Origin of the sequence: Streptomyces sp. NPDC003023 (genome assembly GCF_042888225.1) — a bacterium.
GTDB lineage: Bacteria > Actinomycetota > Actinomycetes > Streptomycetales > Streptomycetaceae > Streptomyces.
Window position 1 is genome coordinate 30,001 of record NZ_JBIAPL010000001.1, and the last position, 22,293, is coordinate 52,293.

General features: G+C 70.6%; 17 protein-coding genes. 12 read left to right on the forward strand and 5 right to left on the reverse strand.

Going from position 1 to position 22,293, the window contains the following annotated elements:
- Positions 1-167 precede the first annotated feature (167 nt).
- On the forward strand, positions 168-977 hold the full coding sequence (locus tag ACFYV1_RS00085) for a class III extradiol dioxygenase subunit B-like domain-containing protein (RefSeq protein ID WP_389393042.1): 810 nt from the start codon (positions 168-170) through the stop codon (positions 975-977).
- A gap of 121 nt (positions 978-1,098) precedes the next feature.
- On the opposite strand, the gene ACFYV1_RS00090 is transcribed toward ACFYV1_RS00085, so the two are convergent.
- Positions 1,099-1,338 carry an antitoxin gene (locus ACFYV1_RS00090; protein ID WP_389393043.1) on the reverse strand — a complete coding sequence of 80 codons (240 nt, stop codon included), beginning with the start codon at positions 1,336-1,338 and terminating at the stop codon, positions 1,099-1,101.
- 25 nt (positions 1,339-1,363) lie between these two features.
- On the reverse strand, positions 1,364-1,525 hold the full coding sequence (locus ACFYV1_RS00095; protein ID WP_389393044.1) for a gliding motility protein: 162 nt from the start codon (positions 1,523-1,525) through the stop codon (positions 1,364-1,366).
- Positions 1,526-1,813: 288 nt separating this feature from the next.
- Here ACFYV1_RS00095 and miaA point away from each other — a divergent pair, with 288 nt between their 5' ends.
- The 5 genes from miaA (at position 1,814) to hflX (ending at position 8,981) form a co-directional block, all read left to right on the forward strand.
- Positions 1,814-2,752 (forward strand): tRNA (adenosine(37)-N6)-dimethylallyltransferase MiaA, encoded by a 939-nt coding sequence (gene miaA, locus ACFYV1_RS00100; protein ID WP_389393045.1) that lies wholly within the window; start codon positions 1,814-1,816, stop codon positions 2,750-2,752.
- A 106-nt stretch (positions 2,753-2,858) separates the two neighbouring features.
- The gene (locus ACFYV1_RS00105) at positions 2,859-3,299 is read left to right on the forward strand and encodes a hypothetical protein (protein WP_389394526.1); all 441 of its coding nucleotides are present in this window, start codon (positions 2,859-2,861) and stop codon (positions 3,297-3,299) included.
- A gap of 321 nt (positions 3,300-3,620) precedes the next feature.
- Positions 3,621-5,699: a RelA/SpoT family protein gene (locus ACFYV1_RS00110; RefSeq protein ID WP_389393046.1), complete on the forward strand. Its 2,079-nt coding sequence runs from the start codon at positions 3,621-3,623 to the stop codon at positions 5,697-5,699.
- Between the two features lie 76 nt (positions 5,700-5,775).
- Positions 5,776-7,239, forward strand: a complete 1,464-nt coding sequence (locus ACFYV1_RS00115; protein WP_389393047.1) for a M1 family metallopeptidase — start codon at positions 5,776-5,778, stop codon at positions 7,237-7,239.
- A 251-nt stretch (positions 7,240-7,490) separates the two neighbouring features.
- Positions 7,491-8,981, forward strand: a complete 1,491-nt coding sequence (gene hflX / locus ACFYV1_RS00120; RefSeq protein ID WP_389393048.1) for a GTPase HflX — start codon at positions 7,491-7,493, stop codon at positions 8,979-8,981.
- A 157-nt stretch (positions 8,982-9,138) separates the two neighbouring features.
- Here hflX and ACFYV1_RS00125 read toward each other — a convergent pair whose 3' ends face one another.
- Positions 9,139-10,308 carry a trypsin-like serine peptidase gene (locus ACFYV1_RS00125; RefSeq protein ID WP_389393049.1) on the reverse strand — a complete coding sequence of 390 codons (1,170 nt, stop codon included), beginning with the start codon at positions 10,306-10,308 and terminating at the stop codon, positions 9,139-9,141.
- A 309-nt stretch (positions 10,309-10,617) separates the two neighbouring features.
- Positions 10,618-11,793 carry a trypsin-like serine peptidase gene (locus ACFYV1_RS00130; RefSeq protein WP_389393050.1) on the reverse strand — a complete coding sequence of 392 codons (1,176 nt, stop codon included), beginning with the start codon at positions 11,791-11,793 and terminating at the stop codon, positions 10,618-10,620.
- A 333-nt stretch (positions 11,794-12,126) separates the two neighbouring features.
- Between ACFYV1_RS00130 and ACFYV1_RS00135 the strand changes: the two genes are divergently transcribed.
- The 5 genes from ACFYV1_RS00135 (at position 12,127) to ACFYV1_RS00155 (ending at position 20,296) form a co-directional block, all read left to right on the forward strand.
- The gene (locus ACFYV1_RS00135; protein WP_389393051.1) at positions 12,127-13,503 is read left to right on the forward strand and encodes a diaminobutyrate--2-oxoglutarate transaminase family protein; all 1,377 of its coding nucleotides are present in this window, start codon (positions 12,127-12,129) and stop codon (positions 13,501-13,503) included.
- Positions 13,504-13,531: 28 nt separating this feature from the next.
- Positions 13,532-15,538, forward strand: a complete 2,007-nt coding sequence (locus ACFYV1_RS00140) for an IucA/IucC family protein (RefSeq protein ID WP_389393052.1) — start codon at positions 13,532-13,534, stop codon at positions 15,536-15,538.
- A 64-nt stretch (positions 15,539-15,602) separates the two neighbouring features.
- Positions 15,603-16,343 carry a GNAT family N-acetyltransferase gene (locus tag ACFYV1_RS00145; RefSeq protein ID WP_389393053.1) on the forward strand — a complete coding sequence of 247 codons (741 nt, stop codon included), beginning with the start codon at positions 15,603-15,605 and terminating at the stop codon, positions 16,341-16,343.
- Between the two features lie 160 nt (positions 16,344-16,503).
- Positions 16,504-18,273: an IucA/IucC family protein gene (locus tag ACFYV1_RS00150; protein WP_389394527.1), complete on the forward strand. Its 1,770-nt coding sequence runs from the start codon at positions 16,504-16,506 to the stop codon at positions 18,271-18,273.
- A 52-nt stretch (positions 18,274-18,325) separates the two neighbouring features.
- The gene (locus ACFYV1_RS00155) at positions 18,326-20,296 is read left to right on the forward strand and encodes an ATP-dependent DNA helicase (protein WP_389393054.1); all 1,971 of its coding nucleotides are present in this window, start codon (positions 18,326-18,328) and stop codon (positions 20,294-20,296) included.
- 76 nt (positions 20,297-20,372) lie between these two features.
- Here the strand turns inward: ACFYV1_RS00155 and lexA are convergent, their stop codons facing one another.
- A complete protein-coding gene (gene lexA, locus ACFYV1_RS00160) occupies positions 20,373-21,158 on the reverse strand; it encodes a transcriptional repressor LexA (RefSeq protein ID WP_389393055.1) in 786 nt (261 codons plus the stop codon).
- Between the two features lie 565 nt (positions 21,159-21,723).
- Between lexA and nrdR the strand changes: the two genes are divergently transcribed.
- Positions 21,724-22,236, forward strand: coding sequence for a transcriptional regulator NrdR (gene nrdR, locus ACFYV1_RS00165; RefSeq protein WP_389393056.1), 513 nt, complete (start codon positions 21,724-21,726; stop codon positions 22,234-22,236).
- Positions 22,237-22,293: the final 57 nt, after the last annotated feature.

Genomic DNA, 22,293 nt, shown 5'->3' on the forward strand with positions numbered 1-22,293 from the left:
CGGCCGGGCCCTTCCTTTGTCCGTCTGCGCGCGTACCCGTCTGTCTGCCGGTTCTGCCCGTGTGCCCGGCCCGTGTGCTCGGCCCGCGGGCCCGCCGGGCGTGTGCCCGCCGGCCGTGTGCCCGGCGCCTCCCCGGCCGGTGGCGGTCGCCGACTAGGCTGCGGATCATGCTCGTAGCCGCCGCAGTGTGTCCGTGCCCGCCGCTCCTGGTGCCAGAGGTCGCCTCCGGTGCCGCTCCCGAACTGGACGCCCTCCGCGCCGCGTCCGCCGACGCCGTGGCGGTTCTCGCGGCCTCGAGACCGGATCTGCTGATCGTGGTCGGACCCGCTGAGGAGACGCAGGAGGGGATCTGCACCGCAGGCACGGTCGGGTCCTTCCGAGGGTTCGGCGTGGATCTCGGCGTACGGCTCGGCGAGGCCGGGGGCGGTGCCGACAACGACAACGACAACGGGAACGGGAACGGGAACGGGAACGGGGACGGGAACGGCGCCGAGGCCGGGCGCGAGGGCGTGAGCGGGAACAACGGGTCGCGGCGGACGCTGCCGCCCTCGCTCGCCGTCGCCGCCTGGCTGCTCGACCGCGCCCGCTGGGCCGCGGCACCGGTCGAGGGACTGGGGGTGGGGGAGTCGCCGACCCCTGACCAATGCATGGCCGCCGGACGGGGACTCGCCGCCCGGGCGGGCCGCGTCGCCCTGCTGGCGATGGGCGACGGCAGCGCCTGCCGCACACTCAAGGCGCCCGGCTACCTGGACGAGCGGGCGGTGGACTTCGACCGGCGGGCCGCGGACGCCCTCGGCTGTGCCGACCTCGACGGGCTCAAGGCCCTGGACGTCTCTCAGGCCCGTGAGCTCAAGGTCTCGGGCCGCGCCCCGTGGCAGGTGCTGGCCGGTGCCGGTGAAGGCGCCGGTCTGGAGGGCCGGCTGCTGCGCGAGGACGCCCCGTACGGCGTCGGCTACTTCGTCGCGGCCTGGTCGTAGCACCACCCGGCAGGGTCACGCCCGCACCGGGCGGACTCGAGGGGACGAGCGCCGGCGCGAAGCGGAGGCGGCCGTGGAGCGCAGTGCTCCACGGCCGCCTCCGCCGGACCGTTTCGACGCCTCAGGGGGCCGGCGGGGTCGTGCTGCCGCCGTCCTTGTGCGCGATGCGGCCCAGGGCCTCCTTGGCCTTGCCGGTGCCTGTCTCGATCTTGCGGCTGTACTTGCCCTTGGTCTTGTCGTCGACCGTTCGGGCGGCTTTGTCCAGGCCTTGCCCGATCCGGCCCTCGTGCTGCTGGGCGAGGTCGGTGACCTTGTCCTTCGCGGGACCGAGCTTGGCCTTCAGGTTGTCCAGGAAGCCCATGTGGCACCTTCCCTTGTCGCGGGACCTACCGGCGGGCGCCTTCGCCGGCCTCGCTGTCCGCCGCTTCCTCGGCCGACTGCTGCTTCGGGATGTCCACTCCCTCGGCCGCCTCCACGGCCGGAGCCGCGTCTTGCGCGTCTCCCGCCGTCTCCGTCGTCGCGGAGGCTTCTTCGACGCTTCCGCTCACGTCAGACTCCTGCGACTCCTGCGCCGGAGTCTCAGAAGCCGCCTGGGGTGCCTGAGGCTCCTCTGCCGCCGAAGGCTTTCTGCGAAACCATGAAAAAACACCCATATCTACTCCATAGCCTACTCGTGCGGGCGAAGTTCCGCGCCGCCCGGAGCGCCCTCTTGCGTCACGCGCGGGCACCGGCACGCGATACCGGCACTCGGAACCTCGCAACAGGCAACGACCCCGGACCCCTGCCGTCACCTCGCTCGTTCGGGGACATGTCCACGGGTTTGCGAGACTGGGGCAGTGAGAAGTGCAGCTCCCGCCCCGCGGGTCATCGCCGTCGTCGGTCCCACCGCAGCCGGAAAGTCCGATCTGGGGGTGTTCCTCGCCCGGCACCTGAACGGCGAAGTCGTCAACGCCGACTCCATGCAGCTCTACCGGGGGATGGACATCGGCACCGCCAAACTGACGGAGGAGGAGCGCGGCGGAGTGCCGCACCGGCTCCTCGACATCTGGGACGTCACGGAGACCGCGAGCGTCGCCGAGTACCAGCGGCTGGCCCGCGCGGAGATCGACCGGCTGCTCGGCGAAGGCCGCACCCCGGTTCTCGTCGGAGGATCGGGCCTCTACGTACGCGGCGCGATCGACGCGCTCGAGTTCCCCGGTACCGATCCGCAGGTGCGGGCGCGCCTGGAGGAGGAGCTGACCGTACGCGGCCCGGGCGCTCTGCACGCCCGGCTGGCCGCCGCCGACCCGGAGGCCGGCCGCGCCATCCTGCCGAGCAACGGCCGCCGGATCGTCAGGGCCCTCGAGGTCATCGAGATCACGGGCAAGCCGTTCACCGCCAATCTGCCCGGGCACGACGCCGTGTACGACACCGTCCAGATCGGCGTCGACGTCGCGCGCCCCGAGCTCGACGAGCGCATCGCGGCGCGTGTCGACCGGATGTGGGAGGCGGGCCTCGTCGAGGAGGTGCGCGCGCTGGAGGCCCAGGGGCTGCGGGAAGGACGTACCGCCTCGCGTGCGCTCGGATACCAGCAGGTGCTCGCGGCTCTGGCCGGGGAGTGCACAGAACAGGAGGCGCGTGACGAGACCGTGCGCGCCACCAAGCGCTTCGCGCGCCGTCAGGACTCGTGGTTCCGGCGCGACCCGAGAGTCCATTGGCTGAGCGGCGCGGCCGCCGACAGGTCGGAACTTCCGGACCGCGCGTGGGCGTTGATCGAACGAGCGGTCACAGCCTGATCACGTGATGGCATCGGGACGCTCCGCCCGTCATTCCGGCCCCCGGGAGCGTGCCATCATCGAGCATCGATCGACAGTTGAGTCCGAGTTGGGAGGGCACGTGGCGATGGAGGCCGGCCCTCGCGACACGGAACAGCAACGAAGAGAAGCGGCGGACGGTCCGCCCGGTCTCAGCCCGGACGGGCCCGACGAGCAGGAACTGCTCGCCGACGAGGTCGAGGTCGAACTGCGCCCGCAGCGTCGGCTCAGGATCTGGCAGCTGGCGCCGATCGTCGTCCTCGCCGCCATCGGCTCCCTGATGTTCGCGTTCCCGCTCGCCTTCGGTACCGGCGACGGCGGAGCGGTCGTCGCCATGCTGGGACTCCTGATCAGCTGCTGCGCCGCCGGCTGGGGAATGATGGCCGCGCGCCGAGTCGGCCACAGCTGGCCCGGTCTGCCGTCACGCGGCTCCGGCGAGCGCCCCGACTGGCGCATGATCGCCCTGTACGTGGGCGTCGCGGCCGTGCTCGTGGCACTCGCCGTGTGGCGTGTCGCCCGCCTGAGATGACCGCGGGCCGGTCCAGGAGAGCCCGCCGGCCGATCCGCCGCGGCCACCGCCGCACCGGCACCCGCCGCACCGGCATCCGGAACGGGTGAGCCGGTCGCCGGTACGAGTCGCCGCACCTGATCTCACCGACACGTTCGACGTCACGGTCCGGCCCTCCGCGGCCGCCGGGACAGGACATCTGGAGCGTCGCTCGAATGGGTGATCCGTTTCACGCTGGGCGAGAGCGGGACTGCGCCACGTGGTGGGCTCGGTAGCATCAAGCACCGGCCCGGAGGCACGCCAGTTCTCCGCACCGCCGGTCGAAGCTGCCGGAGGTGCCCCATGAGCGCAGAGGCCACCAACCCAGGTGCCCACAGCCGCAGGCGCGGCCGCCCCAGGATCGACCTGCGGAGGCTGGGCCGCGCCGCGTTGCTGGGCCCCGCCGGCCGTGACCGGCTCCCCGACGCGATCGGCCATGTCGTCGAGTCGCACCGGGCGCACCATCCCGACGCGGACCTGGCCACGCTGCACAAGGCGTACGTTCTGGCGGAGTCCTCCCACCGCGGTCAGTTCCGCAAAAGCGGTGAGCCCTACATCACCCACCCCCTCGCCGTGACCCTGATCCTTGCCGAACTGGGCGCGGAGACCACGACGTTGACCGCGTCGCTGCTCCACGACACCGTCGAGGACACCGAGGTGACGCTCGACCAGGTGAGGTCCGAGTTCGGCGCGGAGGTCGGCTACATCGTCGACGGCGTCACCAAACTGGAGAAGGTCGACTACGGCGCCGCCGCCGAACCCGAGACGTTCCGCAAGATGCTCGTCGCCACCGGCAACGACGTCCGTGTGATGTCGATCAAACTCGCCGACCGGCTGCACAACATGCGCACTCTCACGGTGATGCGGCCCGAGAAGCAGGCACGTATCGCCAAGGTCACCCGCGACGTCCTGATCCCGCTCGCGGAACGGCTCGGTGTGCAGGCGCTCAAGACCGAGCTCGAGGACCTCGTCTTCGCGATCCTGCACCCCGAGGAGTACGAGCGGACCCGGGCGCTCATCGCGGAGAACTCCACCGCGTGCACCGCCCTCGCCTCCATCGCGGACGACTTCAAGGCCGCACTGCGCGATGCGGGCATCAGCGCCGAAGTGCTCATCAGACCCCGGCACTTCGTGTCCGTGCACCGGGTGTGCCTCAAGCGCTCGCAACTGCGCAGCACCGACTTCGGACGACTGCTGATCCTCGTCCAGGAGGACGCCGACTGCTACGCCGTGCTCGGTGAGCTGCACACCTGCTTCACGCCCGTGATCTCCGAGTTCAAGGATTTCATCGCGGCCCCCAAGTTCAACCTGTACCAGTCGCTGCACACCGCCGTGGCGGGCCCCGACGGCGCGGTCGCCGAGGTCCTCATCCGTACCCACCAGATGCACCAGGTCGCCGAAGCAGGTGTGGTGGCCCTGGGCAATCCGTACGTCCCGCTGGAAGGCGCGGAACCGGCGGACGACGAGCGCGCCGACCCGACCAGGCCGGGCTGGCTCTCCCGGCTGCTGGAGTGGCAGGAGTCCACCCCGGACCCGGACACCTTCTGGAGTTCCCTGCGGGCGGATCTGGCACAGGACAGGGAGATCACCGTCTTCCGTGCCGACGGCCGCGCTCTCGGACTGCCGGCCGGGGCGAGTTGTGTGGACGCCGCCTACGCGCAGTACGGCGAGGCGGCCCACGCCTGCATCGGTGCGCGCGTCAACGGCCGCCTCGCGACCCTGAGCACGGTCCTCGGCGACGGTGACACGGTGGACGTCCTGCTGGCCCAGGACAGCGCGTCCGGCCCCTCCCCGGAGTGGCTGGACCACGCCCGCACCACCGCGGCCCGCATCGCCATCACCAGCTGGCTCGACACGCATCCGGATCGGGCCGCGGCCCCCTCCGCGGTTCCCCGCCGACCCGCACCGCTCCCTGCGGGCCGGCCGGCCTCGGCGAACGCGGTGGTGGACCTCCCGGACGCGACGGTCCGGCTCGCCGGGTGCTGCACCCCGGTACCGCCGGACGCCGTCACCGGCTTCCCCGTACGGGGCGGGGCCGTCACCGTCCACCGGCAGGAGTGCCCGGCCGTGGCGCGCATGATCGATGTGGGGCGCGAGCCGGTGGAGGTGTGCTGGGGGGACGCCGCCGAGTGCAGGGTGACGCTGGTCGCCGAGTCGTTCGGCCGCCCTCGCCTCCTGGCCGACCTCACGGAGGCGATCGCCGGTGAGGGCGCCGCCATCGTCTCCGCCACCGTGGAGCCGCCCACGGAGCAGCGGGTCCGGCACACGTACACCCTCCAACTCCCCGACGCGGCCGGGCTTCCCGCCCTCATGAGGGCCATGCGCGACGTGCCGGGGGTGTACGACGTGAGCCGGTCCCAGCATTCGGCGGCCACGGCCTGACCCCGTTCGGGTGGGTACGGGGCCCTGCCTCGCGTGCCGCCACGGTCCGCCGGGGAGCCGCTGGTAGCGGTGGGGCATGCTGCACACTTCCCGGCGCCGTACGCGTGCCGCCCTGCTGGCCGCCGCGTCGGCCACTCTCGTCGCCGCGACGCTGCCCTCGCCCGAGCCCCTCGGCATCGGCGACCGGCTCTTCCCCGAACTGGGCAACCCCGGCTACGACGTTCTCGAGTACGACATCGCCCTCGCCTACGAGGGCCGGAACGACAAGCCTCTCGAAGCAGTCACGAAGATCGACGCCTGGTCGACGCGCGGGCTCGACCGGATCAATCTCGACTTCACCCACGGCCGGGTCCGCTCGGTGACGGTGAACGACACCCCGGCCGACTTCGCCAGTGCCGGCGAGGATCTGGTCATCGACCCGCCCGCGAACATTCCGGCGGGCTCACGGATGCGGATCGCGGTCACCCACACCAGCGACCCGCGGGGTCCCAAGGACGCCGGCGGCTGGGTGCGCACCGGCGACGGTCTGGCGATGGCCAACCAGGCAGACGCCGCGCACCGTGTCTTCCCCTCCAACGACCACCCCTCCGACAAGGCCTACTTCACCTTCCGCGTCACCGCGCCGTCGGACATGACGGTGGTTGCGGGCGGGCGCCGGGTCGCCAGGGCACACACCGGTGGGACGACCTCGTGGGTCTACCGCACCGGCCACCCCATGGCCACCGAGCTGGCGCAGGTCTCCATCGGCCGCTCGACCGTCGTCGAGCGGCAGGGCCCGCACGGACTGGCCCTGCGCGACGTCGTTCCCACCGCCGACCGTGAAGAACTGGAGCGCTGGCTGAAGAAGACGCCGGGCCATGTGGCGTGGATGGAGGAGAAGGTCGGCCGCTACCCCTTCGAGACGTACGGGGTACTGGTCGCCGACGCCGACACCGGCTTCGAACTGGAGACGCAGACCCTGTCGCTCTTCGAGCGTTCCGTGTTCACCTCGCCCGACCTCCCCGAGTGGTACGTCGACTCGATCATGGTTCATGAGCTGGCGCACCAGTGGTTCGGCAACAGCGTCTCGCCGCGTACCTGGTCCGACCTGTGGCTCAACGAGGGGCACGCCACCTGGTACCAGGCGCTGTACGCGCAGGAGAAGTCGCAGCAGTCGCTGGAGACCCGTATGCGGCAGGCGTACGAGTTCTCCGACGGGTGGCGGGCGGCGGGCGGCCCGCCGGCGTTCCCCGCCTCTCCGGCGCCCGGGCAGAAGCTCAGCATCTTCCGGCCGGTCGTCTACGACGGCAGTGCGCTGGTCCTCTACGCACTGAGGCAGGAGATCGGCAAGGCAGCCTTCGAGAGCCTGGAGCGCGCGTGGGTCGAGCGGCACCGGGACGCCACGGCGTCCACGGAGGACTTCACCCAGCTCGCGTCCAGCATCACAGGGCGTGACCTCTCCGCCTTCTTCCAGGCGTGGCTGTACGGGAAGAAGACGCCTCCGATGCCCGGCCACCCGGAGTGGAAGAGCCGGGCCCCCGAGCAGAAAACCGGAAGGTAGGACGATCCGGGACGGAGGATCGGTCGAGAAACGCTCGAGGCGCCGCGATCCGGCCGCCGGTAGCCGGGCGGGCGCCGAAATGCGGGTGACGGTCCCGCTCGGCCCGTGCGACCATCAGCAGGTCGGCGCCGCTGCCGGGACGGGAGCCCCTCAGCGGGAATCATCCGGCCCCGTCACACGTTGTCACAGTCACCGGAGCACTCGGACGGTTGTGTCCGCGAGAGCGCTCCACCCATCTACGTAAGGATCCAATGACCTCCTCTTCATCCACTTCCCAGGAAAAGCAGAGCTTCGCGGAGACGCGCACCGAGAGCCTTCGGGCCGATGCCCTGATGGAAGAGGACGTCGCCTGGAGCTACGAGATCGACACCGAGCGGGACGGCGACCAGTTCGACCGCTCGGAGCGCGCCGCGCTGCGGCGTGTGGCGGGCCTGTCCACCGAGCTGGAGGACGTCACAGAGGTCGAGTACCGGCAGCTGCGCCTGGAGCGCGTGGTGCTGGTCGGCGTCTGGACCTCCGGGACGGTGCAGGACGCGGAGAACTCCCTCGCGGAACTCGCGGCCCTCGCCGAGACGGCGGGTGCGCTGGTTCTCGACGGTGTCGTCCAGCGCCGTGACAAGCCGGACCCGGCCACGTACATCGGTTCGGGCAAGGCGCAGGAACTGCGTGACATCGTGCTCGAGACCGGGGCGGACACCGTCGTGTGCGACGGTGAGCTCAGCCCCGGCCAGCTGATCCAGCTCGAAGACGTCGTCAAGGTCAAGGTGGTCGACCGGACCGCCCTGATCCTCGACATCTTCGCCCAGCACGCCAAGTCCCGAGAGGGCAAGGCGCAGGTGGCGCTGGCGCAGATGCAGTACATGCTGCCCAGGCTCCGAGGCTGGGGTCAGTCGCTCTCCCGTCAGATGGGTGGCGGCGGCGGTGGCGGCATGGCCACGCGTGGTCCCGGTGAGACCAAGATCGAGACGGACCGGCGACGGATTCGCGAGAAGATGGCGAAGATGCGCCGTGAGATCGCGGAGATGAAGACCGGCCGCGACATCAAGCGCCAGGAGCGCCGTCGCAACAAGGTGCCCTCCGTAGCCATCGCCGGTTACACCAACGCCGGCAAGTCGTCCCTGCTCAACCGCCTCACCGGCGCCGGAGTCCTGGTGGAGAACGCACTGTTCGCCACCCTGGACCCGACCGTCCGCCGGGCCGAGACCCCGAGCGGCCGGGGGTACACCCTGACCGACACCGTCGGGTTCGTACGGCACCTTCCGCACCACCTCGTCGAGGCGTTCCGTTCCACGATGGAGGAGGTCGGGGATTCCGACCTGATTCTGCACGTGGTCGACGGTTCGCACCCGGCACCGGAGGAGCAGCTGGCCGCCGTGCGCGAGGTCATCCGCGACGTGGGCGCGGTGGACGTGCCCGAGATCGTGGTGATCAACAAGGCGGACGCGGCCGATCCGCTGGTGCTGCAGCGCATGCTGCGCGTCGAGCGGCACGCGATCGCGGTGTCGGCGCGTACCGGCGCCGGTATCGACGAACTGGTGCGGCTGATCGACACCGAGCTGCCCAGGCCGAAGATCGAGATCGAGGCGGTCGTGCCCTACACCCAGGGCGGACTGGTCTCGCGGGTGCATGCCGACGGCGAGGTGATCTCCGAGGAGCACACCACGGAGGGCACTCTGCTGAAGGCACGCGTGCACGAGGAGCTGGCCGCGGCACTGTCTCCGTACGTGCCCGCGACGCACTGACGCAGGCGCAGCCGCCGACTGATCGAGGCGGCTGACCGAGGCGGTCGAACGCGGCTTGACACGCCGGAAGGCCCGCCCCCGGCAACAGCAGGGGGCGGGCCTTTTGCGTACGGAGGTCTTTGCGTACGGAGGTCTTTGCGTACGGAGGTCGCCGGAGCTACCGGCCGGCGAACTTGTCGCTCATCATCGTGTAGATCTGCTGCGCGCTCTCGTCCAGTCGCGGGCCCGCCAGCCAGCCCGAAGTGACCGGGCCGATGGACGTGTTGGAGACCAGCGCCAGCTTTCCGTCCGGCTGCTCCGCGAACCAGCCGCCGCCGGAGGAACCGCCGGTCATCGTGCAGCCGATACGCCACATCGTCGGCGTCCCGGGGGCGATGGACAGCCGACCGGGCCGGTCCACGCACTTGTGCATCAGCGCACCGTTGTAGGGAGGCGCTGCCGGGTAGCCCCAGGCGCCCATGGCGCTGATGTCCTTCGCCTCGGGCGCGTCGAAGTCGATGTCGAGCGCGACACCGACGGTCTCCTCGAGCGACTTGGTGCCGTTCTCGGGCTTCACGTGCATCACGGCGTAGTCGTACGGTGCGCCGGTGCCGCCGGTGGGGCCGCCCTCGTTGATCCACCCACCCGAAGTCGCGACCCAGTCGGCCCAGTAGACACCGTAGGGCGCGACCTCCTGCGGCTGCGCGTTCTCCAGCGCGGCGGGGGACTTGCCCTTGTCGTTGTAGGCGGGGACGAAGGCGATGTTGCGGTACCAGCCGCCGGCCTGTCCGGCGTGCACACAGTGGCCGGCGGTCCACACGAGATTCGACTTGCCCGGGTTCTTGGGGTCCTTGACCACGGTGGCGGAGCAGACCATCGAGCCCTCGGGGGCGTCGAAGAAGACCTTGCCGACCGGGGCGGCGTTCTTGTGGTACGGCTTCTTCTCCGGCTCGGCCCGGACCGGGCGCGGCTCCGGGTCGGTGACGTCCTGGTCGCCCGAGATGTCGCCGGTGGCCATCGTCTTCGCCGGGGACTTGGCCGTCGTCATCCGCTCGGGCTTCCACAGCCCCTCGATCACCGGGTTGACGAAGTCCTTGGCCTCACGCAGCCACTTGTCCTTCTCCCAGTTCTTCCACTCGCCGTTCTTCCACTTGTCCAGGTCGACACCGTGCTCCTTGAGCTTGTCGGCCAGGTCCGCGGGGAGTGCCGCGTCCCCGTCCGCGCCCTGTCCGGCCGGGGACGGCTTGGTGGTGGTCGCGTTGTTCTCGCCCGGCCCGCAGGCGGTCGCCGTCAGGGCGAGAGCGGAGACGAGGCCGGCGGCAGCCAGCAGCGGACGTATGGATCGCATTGGAACGATTCCCCCTGCATTACTCAGTACTTGTCACAAAATTCGTGCTTGCCGCGAAAGCGGTGTTTGTCATGAACTTGTCATGGAAAAGGCGGCCTCCGGGGCCGCCTCCAGGTGCGGCACCACTTTAAGCTCCGCGCACGGCTGATCAGCCGGGACGCCGCCCAACTGCACGGAGTCTCCACGAGGATGAAGGTCAAGGGCGAGGAACAGGACCGCGAGGGCAAAGAACAGGGGCCGCCGGCCGTACGGTCGGCGGCCCCTGACGAGTCGCTTGTCGCGGGGCGGCTCACGCGCCGCCCGGCTCGCCTACTGTCCCGCGAACTTCTTGCTGACCGCCGTGTAGACGCCCTCGGCCTCCTTGCCGAGGCGCGGACCTGCCAGCCAGCCGGCCGTCACCGGGCCGATGGAGGTGTTCGAGACCAGGGCCGGCTTGCCGTCCTGTCCCTGCGCCACCCAGCCGCCGCCGGACGAACCACCGGTCATGGTGCAGCCGATGCGGTACATCGTCGGCTCCTGCGCGTCCAGGGAGAGCCGGCCCGGCTTGTCGGCGCACTGGAACAGCTTCTGGCCGTCGTACGGCGGGGCCGCCGGGTAGCCGGTGGCGGTCATGTTCTTGATCTCTGGCACGGCCGGGGCGTTGAAGTCGACCGGCAGGGCCGCGCCGACCGTCTCCTCGAGGGACTTGCCGGTGCTGCCCTTCTCCGGGGTCACGTGGATGACGGCGAAGTCGTATGCCGCACCCTGGCCGCCGGTCGCGGCACCCTTGGAGATCCACTGCTCGGAGGTCTGGGCCCAGTCACCCCACCAGACACCGTGGGGAGCGATCTCCTCCTTGGGCGCGTTCTCCAGGTCCGCGGTCTCCTTGGCCGCGTCGTTGTACGACGGGACGAAGGCGATGTTGCGGTACCAGCCACCGCTCTTGCCGGCGTGCACGCAGTGGCCGGCGGTCCACACCATGTTGGACTTGCCGGGGTGGGCCGGGTCCTTCACGACGGTGGCGGAACAGACCATCGAGCCCTGCGGACCGTCGAAGAAGACCTTCCCGGCCTCCGCGGCGTTCGCGTGGTACGGGGCCTTCACGGCCTGGGCGTCGACCGGGGCCGGCGTGGGGTCGGTGACGCCTTCGTCGCCGGAGATGTCATTGTCGACCGGCTTCTCCGGGGGCTTCTCGGCGTCCCGCATCCGGTCCGGGTCCCACAGATCCTCGATGATCGGGTTGACGAAGTCCTTGGCCTCACGCAGCCACTTGTCCTTGTCCCAGTTCTTCCATTCGCCGTTCTTCCACTTGTCCAGGTCGATCCCGTGTTCCTTGAGCCGGTCCTTGAGATCGTCCGGAACGGTGATCTTGCCGTCGGCGGTCTGACCGGCCGACGCGCTCGGCGTGCCGCCGGCGTTGTCTTCGGTCGGGCCGCACGCGGTGGCGGCCAGCGCGAGCAGCGCGGCCATCGAGGCCGCTGCCAGCGTCGGGCGAATGGGTCGCATCTTTTGATCCCCCTGGGACTTCGGTGCTGCTGATCTGTTGAACTGTCTGAACTACCGGAATTGTGCCGGAACTTCCAAGCGAGCAAGTCCCTGGCCGCCCCGGTGGAGCTTGGAGCCGGAGCGCGGCCCCCCACTATGCCGGTGCCGTTGGGGACGGCGTGCGGCAGGTCCGTGGTTCCGGTCGGCAAGGATCTTCCGATCACCCGTGATCCCCGGCTCCCCGCGTCGTTGGTAGTGGCGGGGACACAAGGGCAGCCTTTCAGCGCGCATGCGTCGCGCATAAGTGCTGTACCGACGTGCAACGCAACCGTGACAGCCGGAGGACCTACAGCCGTGGCCGTGACCGAACCCGCTGCGGTGGCGCCGACCGTAGCTCACGAGGGGATTCTGCGCCGGCAGTCGCTCCGCGAGTCGGCTGCCCGCACCTATGCGCGCTCGCTCCCCATCGTGCCGGTACGGGCCAGAGGCCTGACGATCGAGGGCGCAGACGGGCGGCGGTACCTCGACTGCCTCTCCGGAGCGGGCACCTTGGCGCTCGGGCACAACCACCCCGTCGTCCTCGAGGCGATCAGGAAGGTCATCGACTCGGGCGCCCCTCTGCATGTGCTCGACCTCGCCACCCCGGTCAAGGACGCGTTCACCACCGAACTGTTCGCCACGCTGCCACCGGCGCTCGCCGACGACGCGCGCATCCAGTTCTGCGGCCCCGCCGGTACGGACGCGGTGGAGGCCGCGCTCAAACTCGTCAGGACCGCGACCGGGCGGAGCGGACTTCTCGCCTTCACGGGCGCCTACCACGGGATGACCGCCGGGGCGTTGGAAGCCTCGGGCGGTGCCACGGACGGCCGGGTCACCAGACTGCCCTTCCCGCACGACTACCGCTGCCCCTTCGGGATCGGCGGCGAACGCGGCGCCGAACTCGCGGCCCGCTGGACGGAGAGCCTCCTCGACGACCCCAAGAGCGGGGTGCCCCTGCCGGCGGGCATGATCGTCGAACCAGTGCAGGGCGAAGGCGGCGTGATCCCGGCGCCCGACGAGTGGCTCCGCAGGATGCGCCGCCTCACCGCCTCCCGCTCCATCGCGCTGATCGCCGACGAGGTCCAGACCGGAGTGGGACGCACGGGCACCTTCTGGGGGGTCGAGCACAGCGGAGTGGTGCCGGACGTCATGGTGCTGTCCAAGGCGATCGGCGGTTCCCTGCCACTCGCCGTGATCGTGTACCGGTCCGAGCTCGACGTATGGAAGTCCGGAGCCCATGCGGGCACCTTCCGGGGCAATCAGCTCGCCATGGCGGCCGGCGCGGCGACCCTCGCCCATGTGCGCGAGAACCGTCTGGCCGAGCGCGCGGCGACGCTGGGCGCGCGGATGTTGGCGAGCCTTCAGGGGCTCGCGGCGGCCCATCCGTGCGTCGGGGACGTACGCGGCCGCGGTCTCATGATCGGCGTCGAGCTCGTCGATCCGGACGCGGCGGCACCGGACGCCCTCGTTCCTCCTCCGGCACCCCGGCTCGCGGCCGCCGTCCAGCAGGAGTGCCTGCGCCGCGGTCTCATCGTCGAACTCGGCGGACGCCAGGCCGGTGTGGTCCGGCTGCTTCCTCCGCTCACCCTGACCGACGAGCAGGCCGTGGCCGTCCTCGACCGCTTCGCCGACGCCCTGGCCGCCGCGGAGCGTTCCGCACAACGCCGTACCGACAGCAGGCACTCGCACTGACCCGGACCACGTCACAAGGAAGCCCTCCGTGAATTCGACTCCCGCACCCGAAGCCCACGACGGTCCCGCCGGCCACCACCGCGATCAGGGCGGAGCGAGCGGGCCCCTCACGATGGAGCCCGCCACGGTGCCACGCCAGGCCGGGCGCCTCGACGAGCAGCGTCCCGACGAACGCCGCTTCGACCAACCGTCTCTCGACGAACGGCCTCTCGACGAACCGCGTCCGGACGAACCGTGTGGTGACGGGCTCCGCCCCGACGGACGCCACGCCGACGCATGGCCCGTCGAGGACCTGCACCGCGATGAGCCGTCCCCGACGGACCACCTCGACGACCCCGACCCGCGCCGTGCCGCGGACGTCGCCACCGCGGAGAACCTTCTGCGCTGCTGGGCGCGCGAGCACGACATGGCCCGGCCCGACGGTCCCACCCTGCGCATCCCACTGCCCGTCAGCGGCACCGCCCTCCTGGTGCCCGTCCACTACTGGTCGGCCACCGGATGGCACCGCTTCGGCCCTCCCGCCCTGGAGGGGAGCCCGCGAGATGCCACTCGGGCCGACGCCGTGACCGTCGCCGCCCTCCTGTGCCGGGAAGCCGGCCACAGCGAGGGGACGGACCTCGTGGGCAGGGTCGCCGACTCCGTACGGCGCACCACCGACTTCATCGCCGACCGGCGTGATCGTCCCACCGCCCCGCCCGAGGCGGATCTGTTCCTCACCGCCGAGCAGTCGCTCCTGCTGGGCCACCCCCTTCATCCGACCCCGAAGAGCCGTGAAGGACTCTCCGAGGCCGAAGCCCGAGACTACTCACCCGAGTTGCACGGCTCCTTCCCGCTGCACTGGATGGCCGTCGACCGGTCCGTCCTGGCCGCCGACTCGGCCTGGACCGAGCAGGGGCGGCCGGTCACGGCCGAGCAGCTGACCTCCCGGCTGGCCGGAGATCTCCCGCTCCCCGAAGACACCGTTGCCCTGCCGCTCCACCCCTGGCAGGCGCAGGACGCCCGGCGCCGCCCGGCGGTCGCCGCGCTCCTGGAAGCCGGGCTGCTGCACGACCTCGGTCCCCACGGCGATGCCTGGTGGCCCACCTCCTCCGTACGCACGGTTCACCGTCCCGGTGCTCCGGCCATGCTGAAACTCTCCCTCGGCCTGCGCATCACCAACTCGCGGCGGGAGAACCTGCGCAAGGAACTCCACCGCGGGGTCGAGGTGCACCGCCTGCTCCGCGCCGGTCTCGCCGAACAGTGGCGGACGGCACACCCAGGGTTCGACATCGTGCGCGATCCCGCCTGGCTCGCCGTCGACACCCCGGACGCGGAGCCCCTGCAAGGACTCGACGTCGTGATCCGTCACAACCCCTTCGGCCACGGCGACGACGCAGTCTGCGTCGCGGCACTCACCACGCCCCGGCCCTGGCGCGGACGGACCGGGATGTGCTCCCGCCTGGCCGTCATCGTCGAGCGGCTCGCAGCACGTACCGGGCGGCCGCTCACGGCGGTGTCGGCCGAGTGGTTCCTCCGCTACCTCGACCATGTCGTACGCCCCGTGCTCTGGCTGGACGCAACGGCCGGCGTCGCCCTCGAGGCGCACCAGCAGAACACGCTGGTGCTTCTCGACCCGGAAGGCTGGCCGACGGGCGGCCGCTACCGTGACAACCAGGGCTACTACTTCCGAGAGTCGCACCGCGGACGGCTCGAGGACCGCCTCCCGGGCATCGGCACCCACAGCGACACCTTCGTGCCGGACGACGTCACCGACGAGCGCTTCGCCTACTACCTGGGCATCAACAACGTGCTCGGCCTGATCGGGGCCTTCGGCGCGCAGCGCCTCGCCGACGAACGCGTCCTCCTCGCCGCCTTCCGGCGGTTCCTCGTCACCGCTACCGGTACGGGGTCCCCCCTTCCGGGCCAATTGCTCGAGACGCCCACACTCCGCTGCAAGGCGAATCTGCTCACCCGGCTCCACGGTCTCGACGAACTGGTCGGCCCCGTCGACACCCAGTCCGTGTACGTCACCATCACCAACCCCCTTCGTTCCTGAGGAACCACCCCCTTCGTTCCTTGGGCACCCCAACCCGATCGAACCGCGAGAGGAGGGCGCCGCGTTGCCCCCCACCGATGCGCAAACCGCCGACGGGCCGGGCCCCACGCCCCGGCGGGAAAGGGGCATCGAGGACACGCTCGACCTGAGGCTCCCGCAGGAGTTCCTCGCACTCCTGCGGGAGGGCGACCCCGCTCGCCGCCCGGCACGAACCGAGGACGGCGGGGCCACCGGCATCCTCCTGGGCAACCCGGGCCACTGGGGGCAGGCGGCCACGCCGGCCGGCGCCTTCGAACTCGTCCCCGTAGCCGTCGAACGTGATCTCGCCCTGATCACCCGCTGGATGAACGACCCGGCCGTCGCCGCCTTCTGGGACCTCGCAGGACCCGACTCCGTCACCGCTGCTCATGTGCGCGCACAGCTGGACGGCGACGGCCGCAGCATCCCCTGCCTCGGCGTCCTCGACGGAACACCCATGAGCTACTTCGAGATCTACCGCGCGGATCTCGATCCCCTGGCCCGCCACTATCCCGCGCGCCCGCACGACACGGGCGTCCACCTGCTCGTCGGTGGGGTCGCGGACCGTGGCCGCGGCGTCGGTTCCGCCCTCCTTCGAGCCGTATCCGATCTCGTTCTCGACAATCGTCCTCGGTGCACACGTGTCATCGCCGAACCCGATCTGCGCAACACCCCTTCCGTCTCCGCGTTCCTCAGCTCCGGTTTCCGCTTCGCCGCAGAACTCGACCTTCCCGACAAACGAGCCGCCCTGATGGTCCGTGATCGCGCCCTGCGGGAACTGCTGTGAACCACCCGCCACTTTGTGCACACCGCTCGATCCGCATCGGTTCCATTCGAGGAGAGTCCCCGTGTCGAAGCCCTCTGTCAGCCAAGACTCCGTGCTCTTCACTCCGCCCGGTCTGACCCGTCGGAACTGGGAGAGGGCCGCTGCCCGTCTCCTTGCCAAAATGCTCGGCGAGTTCGCGTACGAAGAGATCATCGAGCCGGTCCCGGTCCCGGTCCCGGCCGATGCGGTGCCGCACGGTCGGGCCGAAGCCGCCTCGCCCCACCGCCCCGGCGGGTCCTCGGCCGACGGCGACCGCTACACCCTCCCCCTCGACGACACCGGCGAGCTCGTGTTCCTGGCGCGACGCGGAGCCTACGGAAGCTGGCGCGTCGCCTCCGGCTCCATCGAGTGCGACGGCCGGCCCTTCGCCGACCCGCTCGCCTTCCTCGCGAGGGCGCGTGACCTGCTCGGCCTCGACGGAGCGACACTCGGCCACCTGCTCCGCGAAACGTCCGTCACCCTGTCCGGGGACACCCGGCTCGACGGCACGGCGCTGACTGCCGCCGACCTCGCCGATCTCGGCTACGCGGAACTCGAAGGCCACCAGACCGGGCACCCCTGGCTCGTCCTGAACAAGGGGCGCATCGGCTTCTCGGCCACCGACGCGGCGAACTGGGCACCCGAGGCGCGCCGTTCGGTGCGTCTGCCCTGGATAGCGGTGAAGAACGGCCTCGCCTCCTACCGCGGAGTTCCCGGACTCGCAGAGGCGGAGACCCTCTACAGCCGCGAACTGGACGAACCCACCCGCGAATCCTTCGCCGACCTGTTGCGTGCCAGAGGTCTCGACCCGGCCGCGTACCTGCTTCTCCCGGTGCACCCGTGGCAGTGGGACGAGGTGCTGCTTCCGCTGTACGCACCCGCCGTGGCGAACGGAGAGATCGTTCCACTCGCCAGCGACGGCGATCTGCGACTGCCTCAGCAGTCCATCCGGACCTTCGTCAATGTCGACCGGCCCGACCGGCACACCGTCAAGCTGCCCCTGTCCGTCCTGAACACGCTGGTGTGGCGGGGCCTGCCCACCGAACGGACGCTCGCAGCCCCGGCCGTCACGTCCTGGGTGCAGGGCCTGCGGGACGCCGACCCGTTCCTGCGCGACGAGTGCCGCGTCGTCCTGCTCGGAGAGGTCGCGTCAGTGACCGTGGAGCATCCCTTGTACGACCACCTCGCGGAGGTGCCGTACCAGTACAAGGAACTGCTCGGCGCCATCTGGCGCGAACCTCTCCAGCCGCTGCTGGACGCGGGTGAGCGTGCCCGCACCCTCGCCTCGCTCCTTCACACGGACCCGCAGGGCCGCGCGTTCGCCGCCGAACTGGTCTCCCGGTCCGGTCTCGCGCCGGTCGCGTGGCTGCAGCGGCTGTTCGCCGCGCTGCTGCCACCGCTCCTGCACTTCCTCTACCGCTACGGAACGGTCTTCTCCCCGCACGGGGAGAACGCCATCGTGGTCTACGACGCGCAGGACGTCCCCGTGCGCCTGGCGATCAAGGACTTCGTCGACGACGTGAACGTGAGCGCCCAGCCGCTGCCGGAGCACGCGTCGATGCCCGACGACGTACGGCGGGTCCTGCTCACCGAGGAGCCGGGGTTCCTGACCCAGTTCATCCACTCGGGACTCTTCGTGGGAGTGTTCCGCTACCTCGCGCCGCTCTGCGAGGACCAGCTGCACGTCTCCGAGGAGACGTTCTTCTCCCTCGTACGGGCGGAAATCCTCCGGCACCAGGCCCGGTTCCCGGAGCTCAAGGAGCGGTACGAGACGTTCGACCTGCTCACGCCCCGTATCGAGCGCCTGTGCCTGAACCGTAACCGGCTGCATCTCGACGGTTACCGGGACCGTTCGGAGCGTCCCCACGCGGCTGTCCACGGCACTGTCCCCAACCCCCTGGCACAGGCCTGATGCACCGCGGTGTGATCCCGTTGTCGGTGGAGCCCCGTAGGGTGGTCGGGCTATGACGAAGCCATCCCTCCCCGATCTCCTCCACGCCGCAGTGACCGCCGTCGGCGGAGTGGAGCGGCCAGGTCAGGCCGCCATGTCCGAGGCCGTGGCCGAGGCCATCGACGACGACTCCCATCTGCTGGTCCAGGCCGGTACCGGTACCGGCAAGTCGCTCGGCTACCTGGTGCCGGCGCTGGCGCACGGCGAGCGCGTCGTGGTGGCCACGGCGACCCTGGCGCTGCAGCGACAGCTCGTGGAGCGTGATCTTCCGCGCACGGTCGATGCCCTGCACCCACTGCTGCGGCGCCGGCCCGACTTCGCGATGCTCAAGGGCCGTTCGAACTACCTGTGCCTCCACCGTCTTCACGAGGGCGTGCCGCAGGACGACGAGGACGGGCTCTTCGACCAGTTCGAGGCCGCGGAGCCCACGAGCAAGCTCGGCAAGGACCTGCTGCGTATGCGGGACTGGGCCGACGAGACCGAGACCGGTGACAGGGACGACCTGACACCGGGCGTCTCCGACCGCGCCTGGAGCCAGGTGTCCGTCTCCTCCCGCGAGTGTCTGGGCGCGTCCAAATGCGCCTACGGGGCCGAGTGCTTCGCCGAGATGTCGCGGGAGCGGGCCAAGCTCGCGGACGTGGTCGTCACCAACCACGCGCTGCTGGCCATCGACGCCATCGAAGGCGCGCCGGTGCTGCCCCAGCACGAGGTACTGATCGTCGACGAGGCGCACGAGCTGGTTTCCCGTGTCACCGGTGTCGCCACGGGCGAGCTCACCCCGGGCCAGGTGAACCGCGCTGTCCGCCGGTCCGCCAAGCTCGTCAACGAGAAGGCCGCCGACGCTCTGCAGACCGCCGCGGAGACCTTCGAGCGGCTCATGGAACTGGCCCTCCCCGGTCGTCTCGAGGAGATCCCCGAGGATCTCGGCTATGCGCTCACGGCGCTGAGGGACGCCGCCCGAACGGTGATCAGCGCGATCGGTTCCACCCGGGACAAGTCGGTCCAGGACGAGGACGCCGTACGGAAGCAGGCCCTGGCCGCCGTCGAGAACGTCCACGCGGTCGCCGAGCGGATCACCCACGGCTCCGAGTACGACGTGGTCTGGTACGAGCGGCACGACCGCTTCGGTGCGTCGCTGCGGGTGGCGCCGCTCTCCGTCTCCGGCCTGCTGCGCGAGAAGCTCTTCGCGGAGCGATCGGTGGTGCTGACCTCGGCCACTCTGAAACTCGGCGGCGACTTCAACGGCGTGGGCGCTTCACTGGGCCTGGCGCCTGAAGGCAGCGGGGGAGAGGACGTGCCCCAGTGGAAGGGGCTCGACGTGGGGTCGCCCTTCGACTATCCGAAGCAGGGCATCCTCTACGTCGCGCGCCACCTCGCCACTCCCGGCCGTGAGGGGTCGCGAGGCGACATGATGGACGAGCTCGCCGAACTGGTGGAAGCCGCCGGCGGGCGGACTCTCGGGCTCTTCTCCTCGATGCGGGCGGCGAAAGCGGCTGCGGAGGAACTGCGGGGCCGCCTCGACAAGCCGATCCTGCTGCAGGGCGAGGAAACCCTCGGTGAGCTGATCAAGTCGTTCGCCGCGGACCCGCAGACGTGTCTGTTCGGCACTCTCTCGCTCTGGCAGGGTGTCGATGTGCCCGGTCCGGCGTGTCAGCTCGTCGTCATGGACCGCATCCCGTTCCCACGCCCGGACGATCCGCTGATGAGCGCTCGGCAGAAGGCGGTCGAGGAGGCGGGCGGCAACGGATTCATGGCCGTCGCGGCCACCCACGCCGCGCTGCTCATGGCGCAGGGAGCGGGCCGGCTGGTGCGTGCCACGGGTGACCGGGGTGTGGTGGCGGTCCTCGATCCGCGGCTTGCCAATGCGCGCTACGGCAGCTATCTGCGCGCCTCGCTGCCCGAGTTCTGGTACACGACGGACCGCAATCAGGTGCGCCGCTCGCTGGCCGCCATCGACGCGGTGGCGAAGCAGGACGGCAAGTAGATCGCTGCTCGAACACGAGCAGGACCCCGGGCCCGGCGCAGTGGGTCCCGGGGTCCGGTCTGGGCCGGCGGGGGCGTTACACCCGTCGCAGCACCGCCACGACCTTGCCGAGGATGGTCGCCTCGTCGCCGGGGATGGGCTGGTACGCGGCGTTGTGCGGGAGCAGCCACACATGGCCGTTCTCCCGCTTGAAACGCTTGACCGTGGCTTCGCCGTCGAGCATCGCGGCCACGATGTCCCCGTTCTCCGCGACGGGCTGGCGGCGGACGGTCACCCAGTCCCCGTCGCAGATCGCGGCTTCGATCATCGAGTCGCCGACGACCTTCAGCACGAAGAGCTCACCGTCGCCGACCAGCTGGCGGGGGAGCGGGAAGACGTCCTCGACCGACTCCTCGGCGAGGATGGGGCCACCGGCCGCGATCCGGCCGACCAGGGGGACGTACGACGCGGCGGGCTTGCCGGTGGTGTCCGTGGGCTGCGTGCTGGGCTGGTCGGATCCGCGGACCTCGTACGCCCGGGGGCGGTGCGGGTCCCGGCGCAGGAATCCCTTGCGCTCCAGTGCCATGAGCTGGTGGGCCACGGACGAGGTGCTCGACAGTCCGACCGCCTGGCCGATCTCACGCATCGACGGCGGGTATCCCCGCCGCTGCACCGAGTCACGGATGACCTCGATGACCCGCCGCTGCCGGTCCGTGAGGCCGGAGCTGTCGGCCCGGATCCCTGGAGGTCGGCCGGGCAGGGAGCGGCCGGGCTTCGGCCCCTCCGGAGTCGTGGCTGAGTCATTCATGGCATGCACCGGCTCGAATCGGCTCTGTGAGCGGTCCTGGGCAGTGATGGTGGCACTGTCGGCGGTGGTGGTCACATCGGCCCCTCTCGAATGGTCTCCCTAGCTGGACAACGGTAGTTGGTTTCGAAAGGTTGCGCCAAACACACGTTCGAGTGAAAAATCGCAGATCGCTTTACGTGGCCATTCTGCTGGGTGTATGTGCGAATGATCGAACCGGGTTTGCGCACCCGCTACGGTAGCCTTCGCGGCCGACGGCGCGGCGACGGGGGCGCGAGACCCGTCTTCAGTCTCGCATCTCCGCCTGCCCGGAGCCGGTACATCCGGGTCCCGGTCGCGGGAGTCTCGAGTGGCGTTCCCTGCCGCGGCCCGAGGTGTCCGGACACGGGCCGCAGCGAGCCGGCACGGACCGTGTCCGACCGGGCCGAGAGCCCCCTCCGGCCGCACCGTACGGCGACACGCGTAGCGACCTGAAAGTACGCCAAACCCCAGATCTAGTGGTTGGATTGGGTTCGCCACCCAGAAGTTGTGTCCCCGGTGCTCCACGGCCGATGGCATCGCCTATGCTTGTGGCTGCTTCGCGGGGGCCGGATCCGGCCCGCGGAGGCTATTCGGTCATGCTGTGAAGGAGGGGTTGGGAGCCATGCACTGTCCCTTCTGCAGGCATCCCGACAGTCGTGTCGTCGACAGTCGCACCACCGACGACGGAACGGCGATCCGACGCCGTCGGCAGTGCCCGGACTGTGCCCGTCGCTTCACGACGGTCGAGACCGCCTCGCTGATGGTTGTGAAGCGCAGCGGTGTGACCGAGCCCTTCAGTCGCACCAAGGTCATCTCCGGAGTGCGCAAGGCGTGCCAGGGCAGGCCGGTCACCGAGGACGCTCTCGCCCAGCTCGGCCAACGGGTCGAGGAGGCGGTGCGCGCCACCGGCAGCGCCGAGCTGACCACTCACGACGTGGGTCTGGCCATACTCGGCCCCCTGCGGGAACTCGACCTCGTCGCGTACCTGCGCTTCGCGTCCGTGTACCGGGCGTTCGACTCACTCGAAGACTTCGAGGCCGCCATCGCGGAGCTCCGCGCCGGGCGGCCTCCCGCTGAGGACGGCGGGAGCGGCGGGGCCGCGGAGGTCCCTGTCCCCGCCACCGCCGCCGACTGAGCCACAGGGGCCGAGCGGAAGGGCCGCCACAGGCCCGCCGGCCGGCCCAGGGCGGCA